Here is a 17,302-nt window from a genome sequence, read left to right on the forward strand (position 1 = left end):
CCTTACACTCTATTTCCAATCAACCTTTATTTTCACTGATCCGCCCTATCGCATGCTACCAGCAACGGATTAGTTTTTGTTGTTATTTCACTTCTACTTCAATCTATTTCCCCTTTTTCCTAATCCCGCTTCAAACCCTTCTGTCCTCATCTGTCCCAGTTCGTCTCTCTACTTACGCGGTGACACTTCACCACGTTCTTCCCGCTCCTTCATCTCCTTGCGTACCACAACTTCGAGCTTCTGCCGATTGGCAAGCAACCCGGGATCGTTGGGCAAATACTCACGGGCTTTGGTGTTATGCATGAGTGCCTGCTCCCAGTTGCCCAGATGGGCATAACAAAGGGATAAACGGGCATGTGGCAGCCAGGTGCGGCAGGCCACAGGCACCGGGCGCAGACCCGGATCGCGGCTGCTCACGTCCACCGCCTGCATATACCAGTAGATCGCCGAGACAGGTTCCTGCCGCTCATGGAAACAGGCCGCAATGGCACAGCAGAAGTCGGCATGTGGCAGATCATACTGGAATGACTGCAGCAATGCGCCGAGCTTACGGCCCGGCTCACCCAGTCGTTCATAACATTCTGCTAACCGCGCGCAGGCAATCAGGCGATCCTCGCGGTAACCGCTTGGCTGCTCCAGCAGCTTCGCGTACCCGCGTGCCGCCGCCGCATAACGCTGGCGGTCATAACATTCGCCTGCATAATAAAACAGCAGGCGACCTTGGGCTACTCCCTCTTCGGCGATCCATTTGCGCAGAATGCGCACGTTTCGCGCCGAATGATGTCCCGCTTCGCGGCGATGCGTGACGGCAATGTCTGCCGTAATGACTTCGCCTCGCGGGAAGCTGAGCTGCTCGTGCAGCCGGCCATGCCAGCGGCACCCGGCATCCCGCTTGACCAGGCGAAGGCGTCGGTCCGTCACAAGTGGACTTCCCTCCGCCCCCTCGGCCAGCGTGTAGCTCAAGATCACAGCTTCCGTCTTCCCCCCGGACGGAAGCTGCTGCTTCAACACCTCCAGCTTCGCCCGTTCCGCGGGCAGCAGCACATCATCCGCATCCAGCCACAGGATATACTCCTGAGTGGCCTTGGCGAATGACTCATTCCGCGCTGCGGCAAAGTCATCCTTCCATTCATACGTATAGACCTGGTCGGTATACTGCGCAGCGATATCCATCGTGCGATCCGATGAACCGGTATCCACAATGATGATCTCTTCCGCGATGCCGGCAACCGAATCCAGACAGCGCGCCAGCGTGCGTTCCTCGTTCTTCACTATCATGCACAGACTGATGGTGATCACGTTTTGAGCCCCTTCCTGTCGTACGCGTATTGCGAAATTTCATAACGGATTTGTTCTTTCGTTGGTTAAATACTTCGAACAAAGTACTATCGTAAGTTGAACTAAAAGATATTTATACTGGACACTCCGATGACAGAAACTTTCCGATCGTTGTTATCCCCATTTTTTTTAATTCCTTTTATAAAGGGTAAATCCGGGGATAAAGGCGAAGCATATGCTTCCGATACAGCTTTCATTCAGAACGCTTTTAGCTCCGCTTCTTGAGATTCTTTTTCTCTTCTCCGTTTCGTGTAAATGTTTATTCCAATTTGTTTGGTATGTGGTATTGGTCACGGAATTCATTTCATTTTCACCGTGGCTAACGAACTGAGGTGAAGCTATTTGGTGCATTTCAGCCAATTGGAAAATGTAACGAATCTGAGGCGCGCTATTCTCGCATTTTAAGCAACCATTCGTCGTTTATCGCAGCTTTCGGATGAAATAGCGTCGCTGAGATTCGTTACATTTTTTCCCTCTCCCAAATCACCAACATAAGACGTGTGAGATTCGTTAGAACATAGAATAGCTCTGTCGTCACACTAAACAACACCGCTACACTTCCCCACTCTCCTGTCGGCGAAGCCGTTTCACCTGCTCCACCGCACTGTCCAATGCCTTCTTCCGCTGCTTCATTACACGGAGGTGCTGATGTTCCACCTCGGCAAAATGCACATGATCCAGCTCCATCCACTCCATCAGTTGATCTAAAGTTGGCGACATATGCAGTTGTGTACTCCGCCGTTTGCGGGCCACGCAACATAGATATTTATGATGAACTTCGAGTTTCAAGACTTCAAAATACGGCATCAGGGTCATGGCCAGGCTTCCCGCATAGAAGGTCTGCTTGTGGTCATAGAACGGGTGATACCCATACGGCACAGTCACAACCAACGTCCCATCTTCTTGCAACAGCCGATAAATCTGGATCAACAACGTCTCCGGATGAGCAAAATGCTCCAGCACTTCTCCAAGCAGCACAGTATCAAAGGTAGACCTTACTTTCCATTGCGTAATATCCAGCATTCGAAAATCCACATTGTTCCTAACTGGCCGGGATTCTTTGGCAAGCTCAGCTTGCGCATACCGGACACTTTCTTCTTCCAAATCAATGCCTGTTACACGAAATCCTTCACGTGCCAGCAGAATGGACGTAATGCCCTGACTGCACCCGACATCCAGGATGCGTTTGCCTGTTGCCTCACGGCACATCCAGTGGATACGCGTTCTCGTCGCTTCATGAGAATCTTCCGAATTAATCTCGCCGTAATAGCGTTCGCTTACACGATCATGATTTGCCATGGGCATCTCCCTGATCCTCGTCGGGATCGATCGTAGCTTCACGACGAGTTACGGCGCCCTCGACTGCCACCTTGACTTCCTCTTTTTGCCCGGACCCTTCTACTCGTTCCTGTTGCTCGTAAACTCTCTTGGCCTCATGCCGTACAGGCTGACCCAGTACCACAATATTTCCCCCGTGGCATCCGGCCGTTGCATTGCGTGTATCAAAAATTAGCTTTGCATGATCTGCCATCTCTTGATAATCAAATCCCGAATGATCCGTGGTGATGATCACCAGATCAGCTCCTGTCCACAATTCTGGCACTGCTGGACTAGAATGCAGCACTGTACCATCATCCTTGCGGAAGACAGGCACCATTGGATCGGTGAAAACCACATCTGCACCTGCTGCGCTCAGCAGCCGAAAAACGTCCAATGCTGGCGATTCACGCAGGTCATCAATGTCTTTTTTATAAGCCATACCCGCCAGTACAACACGTGCTCCTCGCACAGATACACCATTCTGCTCCAGCAGCTCCGCGGCACGCTTCACCACTCTCTCTGGCATTTGCCGATTGGTTGCATCCGCCAGCTGGATGAACTGCAGTTCCGATCCCTGACGGTTTGCAGCCCAGGACAGATAGATCGGATCGATTGGGATACAGTGCCCGCCGATGCCGGGACCGGGATAGAATGGCATATAACCAAATGGCTTGGTTGCCGCCGCATTCAGTACTTCCCAGATGTTTACCCCCATCTGTTCACAGGCCGGGGTCAGCTCATTCACGAGTGCAATATTGACACTGCGAAATGTATTTTCGAACAGCTTTGCTGTCTCCGCTACCGTTGTTGAACTTACCGGAACAACTTCGTTGAGGAACGAGCTGTAGAACTGTTTACCATAATTCAGACAAGCGGGTGTGGAGCCACCAATAATCTTCGGGGTATTTTTCACACCATAATGCACACTGCCCGGATCTACCCGCTCTGGAGAATAACAGACGTAGAACTGTTCTCCAGCTCGCCAACCGTTTGACGCTTCAATCGGTTGTTTCACGCGTTCCTCCGTTGTGCCCGGATAGGTCGTGCTTTCCAATATAACCAGGCTGCCTTCCTGCAAATACGGAGTCATGCCATCCACCGCCGCCGAGATATATGAGATATCCGGTTGATGCTCAGGGGTCAGTGGGGTGGGCACACAGATTACAATGACATTGGCCTGTGCCACCGCAGCATAATCGGTGCTTGCCGTGAATAATCCAGCCTGCATAAGCGACTGCACAACATCATCTTCTATACCTATGACATACGAATTCCCGGCGTTCAGCTTGGCTACCTTCGAAGTATCGATATCAATCCCGTGGACTTGATAACCGGCCTGTGCCATCTCTACGGCCATGGGTAAACCAACATAACCGAGACCGATGACAACAGCTTTCAGGGAGCGGTCATTAATATGTTGTATTAGGGTACGTTGCTGTAACTCTTCATTTCCTTCGTGCTGCTCATGCTGATGATTCTCTTCCATTCCTTCCAACTCCAAATGCTCCGCCTCCCTTCGGCGGGCGTATCTGAAAACTCCGAAAAGAAGCTTTGAGACACACCCTAATCGATATAACCGCCTGCACGCAAAAAACGGGCAATCGCTGGTTTGTTCATCATGGCACTGTCCGAGCGATACTCGGAGAAGTTCACACGTGGCAGACTGCTGTACTGATCCGTCAGGCTCTTGTCCTTGTGCTCCGGCAGGATGACATAATACTGCGCATCGTATTGGTACGTACGCGGCGCTTCAAAGGGCGAGATTAACACTTCATGTAATTTCTCGCCTGGACGTATTCCCGTCACCTTATAATCGAAGGATGGACGACCTGCCTGTTCCAACATGACGGATGCAAGTTCCGTCATCTTGCAAGCTTTCATTTTCATCACAAAAGTCTCTCCGCCCACGGCCGCCTCAGCCGCTTTAAGCAGTAAATGTATAGCTTCGGTACGCGTCAGGAAAAAACGGGTCATGCCTTTGTCCGTAATGGTTGGGCTCTTGCCTTCATTAATCTGACGACGGAACAAGGGAACGACACTACCGCTGGTTCCAAGCACATTGCCGCCGCGGATGCAGACAAACCGGGTGCTTTCACTCAGCCAGTTGGCACGGATCATCATTTTTTCACCCAAAGCCTTTGTCATGCCATATACGTTAATCGGATCTACCGCCTTATCTGTGGACACATCGATGACTTTGGCAACCTGCATGCGTATCGCAGCCCGAATAATATTTTGGGTACCGATTACATTGGTCTTGAACGCTTCATCCGGCTGGTCCTCGCAGACCGGAACATGCTTCAGCGCAGCCAGATGGAAGAGCACATCCACACCTCTGCATGCATCTTCCACTGCCCGATAATCGCGGATATCCCCAATGATGAATCGCAGACGCGGATCATGGTTGAACTCTCGCTGCATCGCAATCTGGGCGTATTCATTACGTGACAGAAGGCGAATCTCAGCCGGGTCCTGCTCCAGCAGTACCTCAGTCAGCTTTTGACCCCAGGAGCCTGTTCCTCCGGTGATCAGAATCGTTTGTCCTTGAATCATGGATGAATCCCTCCCTGATCAGATCATGAATTCGCGTAGTACCTGTGCCATCTCATCCCGGCTTAACCGGTCTTTGGGCGGTACCTTTTTGGTTGAAGTATTGCTCGAATGCACGATGTTGACATAATTGCGCGGAGCAAGCAGCTCGTGCGGAAGTTCAATGACATTGCCATGTGTACCTCTGCCCGGAAGCTTGACCCGGTATCCTGCTGCGTATTCGGCTGTCTTATATAAGTAGACATAGAACTGTGGAGAACGGTGAAACGCTGGGGCCATCTCGTTATTCACACTGTCCCACAGATATCCGTTCTGGTTAATCAATGCCATCGTCTGCTGCTGTGGTTGAATATCGTAGAGCTGTTGAACAAAGGTTTTATGGTATAAATCATCCGAATCCAGACGGGCAATATAGAGTTGCTCCGAACCATTGGCAAACGCCAAAATGGCACGCACACTCTCGATATTGGTTCCAAAACGAATATTGGAAGGAAGCGGCTCCTGCCCCGCTAGAATCTCCTGCATTAATTCCCCGGATTCCTTGGACAACTTCATCACTGTGAGGAAATCCTGATTCGTCTGCGCCTTCAGGCAATGCAATGTGAACGTGCGGAAGATGCTCATCCGACGCTCCAGCCATTCCCGCGTTAATCGCTGCGGGTCCATCCCATAATTGTTGAAGTTAATCTCAATCACAACTTTCCTGGACATAACATTCCTCCTCATGAACGCTGCAAGTTCCGTTTGTCGGATACAGACTGTTTTCATAGTTTTGATGCCGTCTTCCTACGAAGACCATCCTCTATCTATCTGATCGCTTTCAAGCCACATCTCGCTTGTGAATCCAGCACTCTATATCGTATGAAACGTTGATAGAAGCGGTACCGACAGATGTACTAACTTTCATATAAATAGATTGATATACAACCAAAGATGGTGCCCTTTGGGTCGAACGTACATATCGTTACGGTAGTCGCAACATAGAATAGAACAGTTCAATTTTCAAAGGAGGCAACCCATCATATGAATTCGATCTATCTTGAAATGGAAGGTGTGCTTGATCAGCTCGAAGCGGCACTTCTGGAACACCGACCGCTGTCTCTTGTAAGAGTCGGTGATGGCGAGAATATCGTCATGTCTCAAGAAACCGTATGGCCCACGGAACAGGTCCTTCAGGAGCGTTGGGCCAAGAAAGCCAACTTAGGGCAAAAGGGACTTCGTCTTCCCAACCCGAAACTACGGGATGAAGTCGCCGCTTCCTTGCAACGTGCCGATATCGTGGGCATTCTTCCTCGTGGTGACAGCACCATTAATGCTCCCGATTATCTCAAAAGACCCCTGACCGACATGGTATTTGCACACTTTGGCATCTCTCCTCCGATGACTTGTCATGCCTGTGTCAATCGGGAACTGGCGCAGAATCCGCGTTTCTGGCAGATGCTTGCAGGCAAGCGTGTGTTACTCGTTACTCGTGAGATTGAGGCTCTGCGTGTCATGCTTGAACGTGAGCCGTATAATCTAAACATTGTGACTGCCCTGCCCTTCGACAGCTATGATCAAATGGATGAAACGCTGCATTGGATTCAGAATAATCAACATACCTTCGATGTCGCTCTCTTCTCCTGTGGCGTCAACGCGGTTATCCTTGCGGAGCGAACAGCTGCACTCGCAGGCAAAGTTGCCATCGACTTTGGCAAAGCCAACAACATCATTCTGAAAGGCCGTGCCAACTGATCCTCACGGGCACTTCCTTCAGATGAGTGAGCTACATTGAAATGTACAGATGCTTGTACGGCAAAAACCCCCGACTTCTTAAGCCGGGGGTTTCTTGCTGAGCGCTAGTCGTTACCTATCGCTGCATTGTCTTGCGTTTCTGGGGTATGAAGCGAACTCTGCCGTCAACAGAAGTGATGCCGAAGCACTCTGCCTGTTATATTTCGCCTTTCACTACTAACCGGTGGCTGCAATACCGTATAACATCTCCGGCCCGGTTCTTACTGCTGTGGACACGCCCGAGATGAACGAAGTATACACACTTTCCAATGCTGGTGGTGCAGACAGATCCTGAGCAGTGAACGAATGAAATTCGGCACCGCCATTCTGTCCAATTGTACCTTCAGCACGGTAGATCACATAGAAAGGATCATATAGGAATCCCCGTACCAGCTCTACAACAAAGGTATCTCCCAGTTCTCCCGTAACACCTACTGTCCCGTTCAAAGTAATAATGGGGTTCACCACACCTTGGGTCTGAAGACCAATTGCGCCGAATGCTTCCGGGGATGGACTTAGAGATAAACCGGGCTGTCCTACGGTTGCCGAGTTCATCGAAGTTCTCATATCGAGAAACACGCCCATGAGTAACACCTCCAATGCTATGGGATAACATATCCTATGAATCTCACAACTCTTCGGATTGGATGTATAGCAGATTCCATGAACCTATTTTTATTTGTCGACTGTTAGTGGTATATTGAACTGCATAACGAAATGAACGGATCGTATGCACACAAGCGGTACAGGCTGTTCAGAAGGAGATTATTATTCATGAATAAACGCAAACGTCCAACAGGCAAAACATCGGCATCGGCCAAGGGAAAAACATACGCAGGTTCATCTACAGCACGTTCCGGCAAGTCCAACTTCTCATCTGCCAAAACATCAGGTGTTTCCGCATCACGCAATACGGAGGAGAATAAGAAGCCAATAGCCGCGAAATCATCGGGTGCACCCAAGAAAGCTGGAGGTAACAAACCCAAAAATGCCAGCGCATCCAAACGACCAGGCAATTCCTACTATCGCAAGCAGGAACCACCACGCCAGTACAAAGTAACCGAACCGGACGAACTGTTGAACTTCCTGTTGCAGCATCTGAAATCAGGACGGAACGCGGTGAAGTCCATTCTGGGTCGTGGACAGGTATCCGTGGATCAGAAGGTCGTAACCAAGTTTAATGAAGCGCTGACGCCAGGTCAGATTGTATATATTAGAAAAGAAGGTGCAGTCGCTGCTCCGTCCTTGACGGGTATTAACATTTTGCATGAAGACGATGATATCATTGTGATCCGTAAGGAAGCCGGACTGTTGTCCATCGCCGCTGACAAGACGGATGACCTGACAGCTTATCGCCAACTGACAGAGCATGTACGCCGCACGAATCCGCTCAACCGGATCTTTGTTGTACATCGTCTGGATCGGGATACGTCAGGTGTCATGATGTTTGCCAAAAGTGAAGAGGTACAGCAGAAGCTGCAAAACAACTGGAAAGAAAATGTGCAGGACCGTGTCTACGTTGCCCTTGTTGAAGGTACAGTAGCCAAAGAAGAAGGCACCATCTCTTCCTGGTTGAAGGAAACCAAAACGCTGAAAATGTATTCCAGCTCTCGTCCGAATGATGGACAACATGCCATCACACATTACAAACGTCTGAAGTCGAACCGTGAGTTCTCCTTGCTGGAAGTGCGTCTGGAGACAGGGCGTAAAAATCAGATTCGTGTGCATATGGAAGATCTCGGACATCCGATTGCCGGTGACAGAAAATACGGCGCACGCACAAGAGACCTTGGCCGTCTCGGACTTCATGCACGTATACTCTCGTTTATCCATCCCACAACGGATGAGTTAATGTCATTCGAAACGGATATTCCAAAGCCATTCCTGTATCCGTTCCGTGCAGAAACTCCACCTGCGAAATAACTGCACCTCTAATGTGTGCATATATAGAAAATTCACTAATTGATTGATCATGCCTGAAAGGAGGAACGGACACTGAAAAACCTGTTAATCACCGGTTACCGGGCACATGAATTGCAGATTTTTGGACAGAAGCATGAAGGTATTCCTTTTATCAAAAAAGCCATCTCCTCCCGCCTCACTCCCCTTGTCGAAGAAGGTCTGGAATGGGTGCTGACGCCCGGACAATACGGTGTGGATCTGTGGGCCTGCGAAGTAGTGATTGATCTGAAGAAGACGTATCCACATCTGAAACTGTCGATCATCACTGCCTTTCAGAACCCGGAGGAGCAATGGAAAGAAGACAAGCAGGAGTATTACCGTTCCATCCTCTCGGGTGTGGACTATTACGGTGCGATTAGCAATCAACCTTATATCGGGCCGTGGCAGTTCACTGCACGGGATGACCTGTTGCTGCGTAAAAGCGACGGTCTTCTGCTCGTCTATGACGAAGATGCCGGAGAAGGCAGTCCCCGTTTTGTGAAGGAAAAAGCCGTGAAGAAACAGCAGAACGAGGACTATACAATCATCAGTGTCACTTCAGAGGATATCCAATCTGTAGCTGAGGATGAGCGCATGAATGATATTGCAGATTTCGACGATTCTTCATTCTGAAAAAATGTAGATCATCTGAAGTCCATTCATGCATAGCTGTCATCAGAGGGGAATCGTATTTTGAATGACGTACATATGTTTTTTTTCGTGGCAGGTTGGGTATAAGTAGTATTATAACTGCGATGATATGTCGTATGGGATAAGGGGAACTGCAACCATGACAATTACGCCAGAGCAGCGCATTCAACTGCATGGATTTAACAACCTGACCAAGTCGCTCAGCTTTAATATGTATGATATTTGTTATACCAAAACCAAAGACGAACGTGAAGCTTACATTGAATATATTGATGAACAGTATAACGCCGCCCGGTTGAGTAAAATTCTGAACAACGTCTCCGATATCATCGGAGCCCACGTGCTGAATGTTGCCCAGCAGGATTACGTGCCTCAAGGTGCGAGTGTTACGATGCTTGTCTCGGAAGGTCCAATTGTGGAGATCCCCGAAGAATCACTCGATGAATCTCCCGGCCCTCTGCCCGATAACGTTGTCATGCAGCTGGATAAAAGCCATATCACTGTGCACACCTACCCGGAGTTTCATCCTAGTGAAGGTATCAGTACCTTCCGTGCGGACATTGATGTCTCCACCTGTGGTGAGATCTCACCGCTTAAGGCACTGAATTATCTGATCCACTCATTTGATACGGACATTATGACGATGGATTACAGGGTACGTGGTTTTACACGGGATACGAGCGGACGCAAGCTGTTCATTGACCATGAGATCGGCTCGATTCAGAATTATATTCCGGATGAGATCAAGAGTAGCTTTGACATGATTGACGTGAACGTCTATCAGGAGAATATTTTTCACACCAAATGTAAACTGAGAGAATTTGATCTCGACAATTATCTGTTTGGGTACACCAAAGATAAGCTCAGCAAAAAGGAACAACAGGAGATTACAGAATGGCTGAAGCTGGAGATGGACGAGATCTATTACGGCAAAAATATTAATCGTCCCTCTTAAAGAGGTTGTTCAACGCTGATCCCATAAGGGCAAGGTCTAAGACAAGATTTCATGAAGGCAGGGTTCTTCTTTATGGGGGACCTCCGGCATGTGCTTGTCTTTTTCTTTGTTTTGTTGACAGTGTGCAACTTAATTTCTTATTATAGAAGTAACTGTACAATCTACAGTGAAGGAGACTGAGCCCGTGATCGAAACGAATACGACAAGACGTAACGAATCACTGTTACAAGCGCTTACTGCACAGCACAATGCCATTACCAATAACATTGCCAATGCAGACACGCCCAACTACAAAAAGAAAACGGTAGAGTTTCAGGAAGAGCTGAGACGTATCGTTGAAAATGGCAAAACAGATCAGCTCGCCATGAAGCGGACTCATGACAAACACTTTCCTATCAGTGATCCCAATTCTTCCATCGTACAGTACCGAATTGTCGAAAACAACGAAACAGCCATGAACAATAACAACAATAACGTTGACATTGACAAGGAAATGGCGAATCTTTCGGAGAATCAGCTCATGTATAACTACATGGTTGATCGGGTCAGTGGACATTACAAAAAAATGAAGAATTTATTGAATGATCTGAAATAATGAATGTACAAGCAGCCCGAAACGGCTGCTTTTTTTTATGATTTTACCCTGAGTGTAGCTCGTTTGGTTCCAATTTTCGGTATCCTCTCTTGTTCGTAGTATAATGGGGAGAAACGATTGATTTCATATCGAATAAAAGAGGTGCAACATGGCTCCACGTCATTTAAATGGTTTTCAAGGTTCCAAAGTCAGATTAGCGGCCCCATGCCCGGAAGATTGCATGCGTCTCTCCCGCTTTACAGACGATTATGAATATTTGCGCAACATGGATACCGATATCGCGATCCCGTTAACGCCGGATGAAACGGGTTCTTCGTCTGTCCGCCGCGACAACGGATTTGAATTTGCATTACGTACACTGGAGGGTAACCGATTCATTGGATTCACAGCCCTCTACCGGATTGAATGGAACAATCGGTCGGCTCGTCTGGCCATTGGCATCGGTGAAGAAAATGATCGGGGTAAAGGTTACGGAAGCGACGCTCTGGCTCTGATTCTTCGGTATGGCTTCCACGAATTGAACCTGAACCGGATTGCGCTGGAAGTCATTGAATACAATGAAGCCGCGAGACGTGCGTACCTAAAAGCCGGATTCCGGGAAGAGGGTCGCCAGCGTTCTGCAGTTTTGCGGGATGGCATGCATTATGACCTGATCTCGATGAGTATTCTTGCGGAAGAATGGTCGGCACAGTCTGGGCTTCCCTTATCATTCCGGTCTACTCACACTCCTCAATCTTGGGAAATGGATGCGGGTGGTTTTTCACAACGTAATGTGAACGAACAAGCTGCGCTGTCCCTGTCGGAATTAAGTTCTGTTCCAAAAGGGGAATCTGAAATTTCACCTCGCATTGGCGTAGGCGCAGTCATTCTGAATGAACGGGGCGAAGTGCTTCTCGCTTGGCGGAATCGTCAGCCCGAACAGCATACCTGGAGTATTCCCGGCGGGAAAGTCGATCCCTACGAATCACTGGAAACTGCCGTTATCCGTGAAATCAAGGAGGAAGTGAATCTGGATATCGCCATTGATAGTCTGCTCTGTACGGCGGAGACGATCCAGCCAGAGCAGAAGGAACATTGGATATCTGTTCTCTATTCCACCAAGGTGATTGGCGGTCATGCTCGTAACCTGGAAGAAGGCGGAGCCATCGGTGAGATCGGCTGGTTCCCATTGAATGATCTGCCCTCTCCACTCGCCTGCTTTGCCGTGCCTGGGCTGGAAGCTGCGAAGAAGTTGTATAACCAGAATTAAGCTTGGAGGTGCTTGCAAGTGTTGGAGATTCCTCTTCCTCGACCTGTACCCTTCATTCTGCATGAATCGAGTTCTCAATTCGATTGGAAAGGCAGCGGCTCGTTATCACTGAAAACATTCCGTAACGGAAAAACGCACTATGAAGCGGGGCGCGGTCACTTCGCAGTCAATAATGAGAACTATCTACTTCTGAATGAGGGTCAGGAATATAGTCTTCACATTGATTCATCTACTCCAGTTGAATCCTTCTGTATCTTCTTCCCTCCCGGTTATGTGGAAGAGATCGGCCGGAATCTAATTACCAGTGATCTTCGGCTACTTGATGAGCCGAATAGTTATTCACCCTCAAGCAAGATGGAATGGGTAGAACGTACATACGCGATGGATAATCGGCTTGGCGCAGCCCTGAATCATTTGCGGAATTTGTACAGTACAGACAACCTTGATTCCTGGGCAATAGCGGAGCAGCTTCATCAGCTTGTTGTTCACATGCTGGACCTACACCGTAACATTCAGCAAGAGATCAACGAACTGGATATGATCAGACGTTCAACCAGAGAAGAGTTGTATCGAAGAGTGTATATCGGGCATGAGTATATCTCCGCCTACTATGATCAACCTTTAACGCTAGAACAGACTGCAGCGGCTGCACAACTATCCGTGAATCATTTTCTACGCAGTTATAAAAAGTTGTTTGGTACTTCACCCCATCGTTATCTGACTGAATGCAGACTATTGGCTGCGAAGGGGCTTTTGCTAGATTCGGACAGGTCTGTCACCAATATCTGGTATGATGTGGGCTTCGAAAGCCTCGGTTCGTTCAGTTCATTATTCACTAGACGCTTCCAATCCTCTCCTTCTAAGCTAAGGGGAAAAAGGTGATTATGGAGAAGAATCTTTAAAGAGGAACGCCTATAATTGAATTATCTCATCAGATGGAGGTATTCCTTATGAATCATGCAGAACAGATTAATCAACTATTTCAGGCTGCACAGTCGGGAGATTTGGCCAACCTGCAATTATTGCTCGCTTCTCACCCGGAATTCACCAATACTGAAAATCAGGATGGGTTAACTCCGCTGGGATATGCCTCTCATTATGGACAAGCAGGAGCAGTTCGTCTTCTTCTGGAGCATGGAGCGGATGTTAACGCCCTTTCTCATTCCAAGATTTCCTTTATTCCATCCAATACTGCACTGCATGCCGCACTTGCCGGAGAACGTTCACCAGAAGTTATCCAACTTTTACTCGAACACGGGGCATCCACGAGTATTCTGGACAGCGATGGACAATATGCGTTGCACTCCGCAGCATTTCATACGGATCAGATCGAACTTATCGAGATGTTACTTCAGCATGGAGCTGATCCAAACGCGCTGAACTCAGCGGGCCAGACCGCACTGGATATTTCACTTGAGCGTGGCAACACATCTACAGCTTCATGTCTGCGAGCAGCCGTTACAGCGCATCAGCAATAATGATTGGATAACGTGAGCAATACTGTGAATAACCGTCAGGACTCTTTTTGGAGTACAAAGAGAAGGTCTGACGGTTATTTGTTGTTCGATTACATACCTCTATCGGTGAGAGGCTATATAAGTTGAGCTAAAGAATATTTACACTTGCCACTCCGATGACAGAACAACCTTCCGATCGCTGTTATCCCCAGATTTTTTAATTCACTTTTACAAAGGTGAAAATCTGGCGATAAAGGCGAACGCTCCGCTTCTTCAGGTTATTTCAGTCCTCTACGTTCTCGTGTAAATATAGTTCAACTTATATAGAAATCGCGATACATCATATTTTTTCCAGGGAGTAAGAACCGTTTGGTGCCTTACGCGGTCTAATACTCAACATATCCATGAAAGGAGGAGCCATGTGACCCCTATTCAGCTCACCATCGCCGCACAAAAAGGGGATGCCGAGGCTTTTGCAGCCTTAATGGAATTACATCAGAGCCAACTATACCGTATCGCCTATGCCTACCTGCATAACGAAGGTGATGCGCTCGAAGCGATTCAGGAATCAACCTTCAGGGCGTTCCGTCAACTCAAAAAATTAAAAGAGCCCTCCTACTTTGGCACTTGGCTCATCCGCATTCTGCTCAACTACTGTGCGGACGAACGCAAACGCAAAAGTCGGTTCCGTCCCGTCACCAAGATTCATGAATCCAGCAGCTGGGATCGTCCTGCGGACCCCGATCTTGCCGCCGCCGTCTCCACTCTTGACCGGGATTGCAAACAGATTATTATCCTCAGTTATTTCGAAGGTTTCTCCTTAACTGAAGTTGCCGATATTCTCGACATCCCGACCGGAACCGTAAAATCCCGATTACATCGGGCACTCGGACAGCTTCGTGATCAACTTGAAACGAAAGGAGATGCATCCTCATGACGGATGAACAAAACTCATTTGACGCATTGGAAGAACGGCTGAATGCTCGCAAGACGGAATACGAAACCATGCCTGTGCCCGATGCCGCCGCATATCAGGCTGTGCAGTCCGGAATCCGCCAGGCTGCCCGTAAGCGCAAGTCCCGACTGCGTTGGTATATGAGCTCCATCTCAGTAGCTGCCCTCATCCTGCTATTTACGGGATGTATCCGTGTCTCTCCCGCTTTTGCGTCCTTCGTGGAGCAATTGCCTGGCATGGAAGGCATTGTGAGCATGATTCGCCAGGACAAAGGATTAATGATGGCGATCGATAAGTCCCTCTTACAGAAAGTCGGGGTAACCGACGAGCATGATGGTGCTTCCTTGACCGTTGAAGGCATTATCACGGACGAGTCACGTATGGTCATTTTTTACACGATGAAGGGCATGAAATATCCGGAGAAAGGTGGATATGATATCGATTTGCTGGATGAGAACGGTAAAGATCTTCCGGTTGGATTTAGTTATTCCTCTCCTAAGCCGGCTTCAGAAAGTGGCGTTTACGAGGACAAAATCGATGTCTCATTCACAGAATCTTTACCGCCACAAGAGCTGACCGTTGTATTTAAGAAACGAGGTAAGGAACCGAATAATAAGTGGAAGGTTACCTTCCCCGTGGATCACAGCTTAACAAAAGGCATGAAAAAAAACATTCCCGTAAACCAAACTATGACCGTGGACGGACAGCGCATCCGTGTGAAACAGGCCGTTCTGTATCCCACTCGTCTTGTACTTGATATCGAATATGATCGGAACAACACCAAAAAAATCTTTAGCATTCGTGATCTGCACTTGGTAGATGAGCAAGGCCGAGCATGGAGAACGGATTCATCTTCCATCGGAGGCTCTGGAAGTTCTGTCTTTTTCGAAAGCATGTACTTCTCCACTCCGAAAAAACTGACTTTGCAAGGGTCTGGCCTTTCAGCGGTGGATAAGGATGAACTGGTTATCAGCATCGATCCCTCTTCAGGTGAAATACAAGGCGGCCCATCGAGTTTGAAATTGCTGCAAAGCACGGTCCAGGGCAAAAATCTGATCCTCGAGTTTTCAATTGCAGATGCTCAAAATGCTACTTCAGGGCTATCATTTACCAATATTGAGGACAGTAAAGGAAACCCTTTCGACATTAATGAAGTAAGCTGGAGCCCTTCCGTCTTTGAAGCAAGAGTTGTCATTAAAAATGGAGTCGCAGCCAAAGGAAATCTGACAATGGAAATATTCTCTTACCCTGATCAAATTCGTGCACCGTTCTCTATTGAAATTCCTGTGACTCCCTAAATATAATGTAACAGCCACAATCGTAAGCCACATGACGTAGTCATGCACTATAATGAAAATATTAAACAACTACATTAAATCGATATGTTCACAAGAAAGGGTGTTTCCACAATGAATAATCGTTCTATCCGTTATCCGCAACCACTCGCGCAAGGAGACATGATCGGTGTGGCAGCCCCCTCCAGCGGTGTAGGCGAGTCCCTATACCATTATCTTGAGGAGAGCAAACGCAATATGGAGCGCCTTGGTTTTGGCGTGCTGGAAAGCCCCTCTCTACGTCATAACACCAAATGTGTGAGTGCCTCCAAAGAGGAACGCGCCGAAGAGATGAATGAATTTTTCCGCAATCCAAATATTCAAGCCATTATCCCTCCATGGGGCGGGGAATTTCTGATGGATATCCTCCCCCTGCTGGATTGGGAAGCTTTGAAAACATTACCGCCCAAATGGGTCATGGGATACTCGGATATCAGTACGTTCCTGTTCGCCTATACCCTGATCACCGGAACAGCATCAGCACATGGCACCAACTATGTTGATCTAAGATCAAATACCCTCGACCCCGTGACTGCGCGCTGGATTGATGTGTTACAGACCAAATACGGCGGACAGATCACACAATCGTCTTCCACACATTATCAATCGGCATGGAAACCGGAATCTCCTGGATTTAACCTGGATACACCTTCGCGCTGGAAACAGCTCGGCCACTCGGAAGATGCAGATACAGATGTGGCGTTCTCCGGTCGGCTGATCGGCGGATGCATGGATACGATCTCCAGTCTGATTGGCACGCCGTATGCACCCGTCCAATCGTATTTGGATCAGTACTGTGCAGATGAAGGAACGATCTGGTATCTGGAAAGCTGTGAGATGAATGCGGGGGATATCTACCGTCATCTGTGGCAGATGAGACAGGCTGGCTGGTTTGCAGGCGTGAAAGGTTTCATGTTCGGCCGACCTGCGGGTTATTCCGATACAGCCGATTTCAATTTTACCGATGCCCTATCCTCTGCACTTGGGGATCTGGATGTCCCTGTACTGTACGATGTGGATCTCGGCCATGTTCCGCCCCAGCTCACCTTTGTGAATGGAGCATTAGGCAAAGTCGCTTATGAAAATGGACGCGGGAGCCTTGAGATGGCGTTTGTGTAATCACCTTTTATAGGCAGATGCATACCTTGAAGTAAGAACTTATTTTGAGGGAAGGGTTGTGCATC

At 48.4% G+C, this 17,302-nt stretch carries 17 protein-coding genes and 1 pseudogene; 12 read left to right on the forward strand and 6 right to left on the reverse strand.

Going from position 1 to position 17,302, the window contains the following annotated elements; all coding sequences use genetic code 11:
* Positions 1-168: 168 nt before the first annotated feature.
* From MKY44_RS28905 to MKY44_RS28925, 5 genes are all read right to left on the reverse strand, one after another.
* Entirely contained in the window at positions 169-1,299 is a 1,131-nt protein-coding gene (locus MKY44_RS28905; RefSeq protein ID WP_341009987.1) for a glycosyltransferase family 2 protein, read from the reverse strand.
* Positions 1,300-1,890: 591 nt separating this feature from the next.
* Complete coding sequence (locus MKY44_RS28910; protein ID WP_341009989.1) at positions 1,891-2,637, reverse strand: class I SAM-dependent methyltransferase; 747 nt, start codon at positions 2,635-2,637, stop codon at positions 1,891-1,893.
* Positions 2,624-4,159: a nucleotide sugar dehydrogenase gene (locus MKY44_RS28915; RefSeq protein WP_341009991.1), complete on the reverse strand. Its 1,536-nt coding sequence runs from the start codon at positions 4,157-4,159 to the stop codon at positions 2,624-2,626. The genes MKY44_RS28910 and MKY44_RS28915 overlap by 14 nt, the downstream gene beginning before the upstream one ends.
* A 62-nt stretch (positions 4,160-4,221) precedes the next feature.
* The gene (locus tag MKY44_RS28920) at positions 4,222-5,211 is read right to left on the reverse strand and encodes an SDR family NAD(P)-dependent oxidoreductase (protein ID WP_341009992.1); all 990 of its coding nucleotides are present in this window, start codon (positions 5,209-5,211) and stop codon (positions 4,222-4,224) included.
* A gap of 18 nt (positions 5,212-5,229) precedes the next feature.
* On the reverse strand, positions 5,230-5,919 hold the full coding sequence (locus MKY44_RS28925; protein ID WP_341009994.1) for a glycosyltransferase: 690 nt from the start codon (positions 5,917-5,919) through the stop codon (positions 5,230-5,232).
* A gap of 312 nt (positions 5,920-6,231) precedes the next feature.
* On the opposite strand from MKY44_RS28925, the gene MKY44_RS28930 reads away from it, so the two are divergent.
* On the forward strand, positions 6,232-6,942 hold the full coding sequence (locus tag MKY44_RS28930) for a GT-D fold domain-containing glycosyltransferase (RefSeq protein ID WP_341009995.1): 711 nt from the start codon (positions 6,232-6,234) through the stop codon (positions 6,940-6,942).
* A 216-nt stretch (positions 6,943-7,158) separates the two neighbouring features.
* Here the strand turns inward: MKY44_RS28930 and MKY44_RS28935 are convergent, their stop codons facing one another.
* On the reverse strand, positions 7,159-7,566 hold the full coding sequence (locus tag MKY44_RS28935; RefSeq protein WP_074094052.1) for a hypothetical protein: 408 nt from the start codon (positions 7,564-7,566) through the stop codon (positions 7,159-7,161).
* 189 nt (positions 7,567-7,755) lie between these two features.
* Here MKY44_RS28935 and MKY44_RS28940 point away from each other — a divergent pair, with 189 nt between their 5' ends.
* From MKY44_RS28940 to MKY44_RS28990, 11 genes and pseudogenes are all read left to right on the forward strand, one after another.
* A complete protein-coding gene (locus MKY44_RS28940; protein WP_341009997.1) occupies positions 7,756-8,904 on the forward strand; it encodes an RluA family pseudouridine synthase in 1,149 nt (382 codons plus the stop codon).
* Positions 8,905-8,976: 72 nt separating this feature from the next.
* A complete protein-coding gene (locus tag MKY44_RS28945; protein ID WP_340017330.1) occupies positions 8,977-9,555 on the forward strand; it encodes a DUF1273 domain-containing protein in 579 nt (192 codons plus the stop codon).
* Between the two features lie 157 nt (positions 9,556-9,712).
* The gene (gene speD / locus MKY44_RS28950; protein WP_036610662.1) at positions 9,713-10,528 is read left to right on the forward strand and encodes an adenosylmethionine decarboxylase; all 816 of its coding nucleotides are present in this window, start codon (positions 9,713-9,715) and stop codon (positions 10,526-10,528) included.
* Positions 10,529-10,712: 184 nt separating this feature from the next.
* A complete protein-coding gene (flgB, locus tag MKY44_RS28955) occupies positions 10,713-11,123 on the forward strand; it encodes a flagellar basal body rod protein FlgB (RefSeq protein WP_036610664.1) in 411 nt (136 codons plus the stop codon).
* Positions 11,124-11,271: 148 nt separating this feature from the next.
* Positions 11,272-11,760: pseudogene (locus tag MKY44_RS28960) on the forward strand (GNAT family N-acetyltransferase); the annotation flags it as partial.
* A gap of 210 nt (positions 11,761-11,970) precedes the next feature.
* The gene (locus MKY44_RS28965; RefSeq protein ID WP_341010296.1) at positions 11,971-12,372 is read left to right on the forward strand and encodes an NUDIX domain-containing protein; all 402 of its coding nucleotides are present in this window, start codon (positions 11,971-11,973) and stop codon (positions 12,370-12,372) included.
* 18 nt (positions 12,373-12,390) lie between these two features.
* Positions 12,391-13,254 carry a helix-turn-helix transcriptional regulator gene (locus tag MKY44_RS28970; protein ID WP_341009999.1) on the forward strand — a complete coding sequence of 288 codons (864 nt, stop codon included), beginning with the start codon at positions 12,391-12,393 and terminating at the stop codon, positions 13,252-13,254.
* A 68-nt stretch (positions 13,255-13,322) separates the two neighbouring features.
* Positions 13,323-13,850, forward strand: a complete 528-nt coding sequence (locus MKY44_RS28975; RefSeq protein ID WP_341010000.1) for an ankyrin repeat domain-containing protein — start codon at positions 13,323-13,325, stop codon at positions 13,848-13,850.
* A 400-nt stretch (positions 13,851-14,250) separates the two neighbouring features.
* The gene (locus MKY44_RS28980) at positions 14,251-14,766 is read left to right on the forward strand and encodes a sigma-70 family RNA polymerase sigma factor (RefSeq protein ID WP_341010001.1); all 516 of its coding nucleotides are present in this window, start codon (positions 14,251-14,253) and stop codon (positions 14,764-14,766) included.
* Complete coding sequence (locus MKY44_RS28985) at positions 14,763-16,082, forward strand: DUF4179 domain-containing protein (protein ID WP_341010002.1); 1,320 nt, start codon at positions 14,763-14,765, stop codon at positions 16,080-16,082. The genes MKY44_RS28980 and MKY44_RS28985 overlap by 4 nt, the downstream gene beginning before the upstream one ends.
* Before the next feature lie 111 nt (positions 16,083-16,193).
* Positions 16,194-17,237, forward strand: a complete 1,044-nt coding sequence (locus MKY44_RS28990; RefSeq protein WP_341010003.1) for a S66 family peptidase — start codon at positions 16,194-16,196, stop codon at positions 17,235-17,237.
* Positions 17,238-17,302: the final 65 nt, after the last annotated feature.

It is taken from the genome of Paenibacillus sp. FSL R7-0026 (assembly GCF_038004485.1).
GTDB classification, from domain to species: Bacteria; Bacillota; Bacilli; order Paenibacillales; family Paenibacillaceae; genus Paenibacillus; species Paenibacillus xylanexedens_A.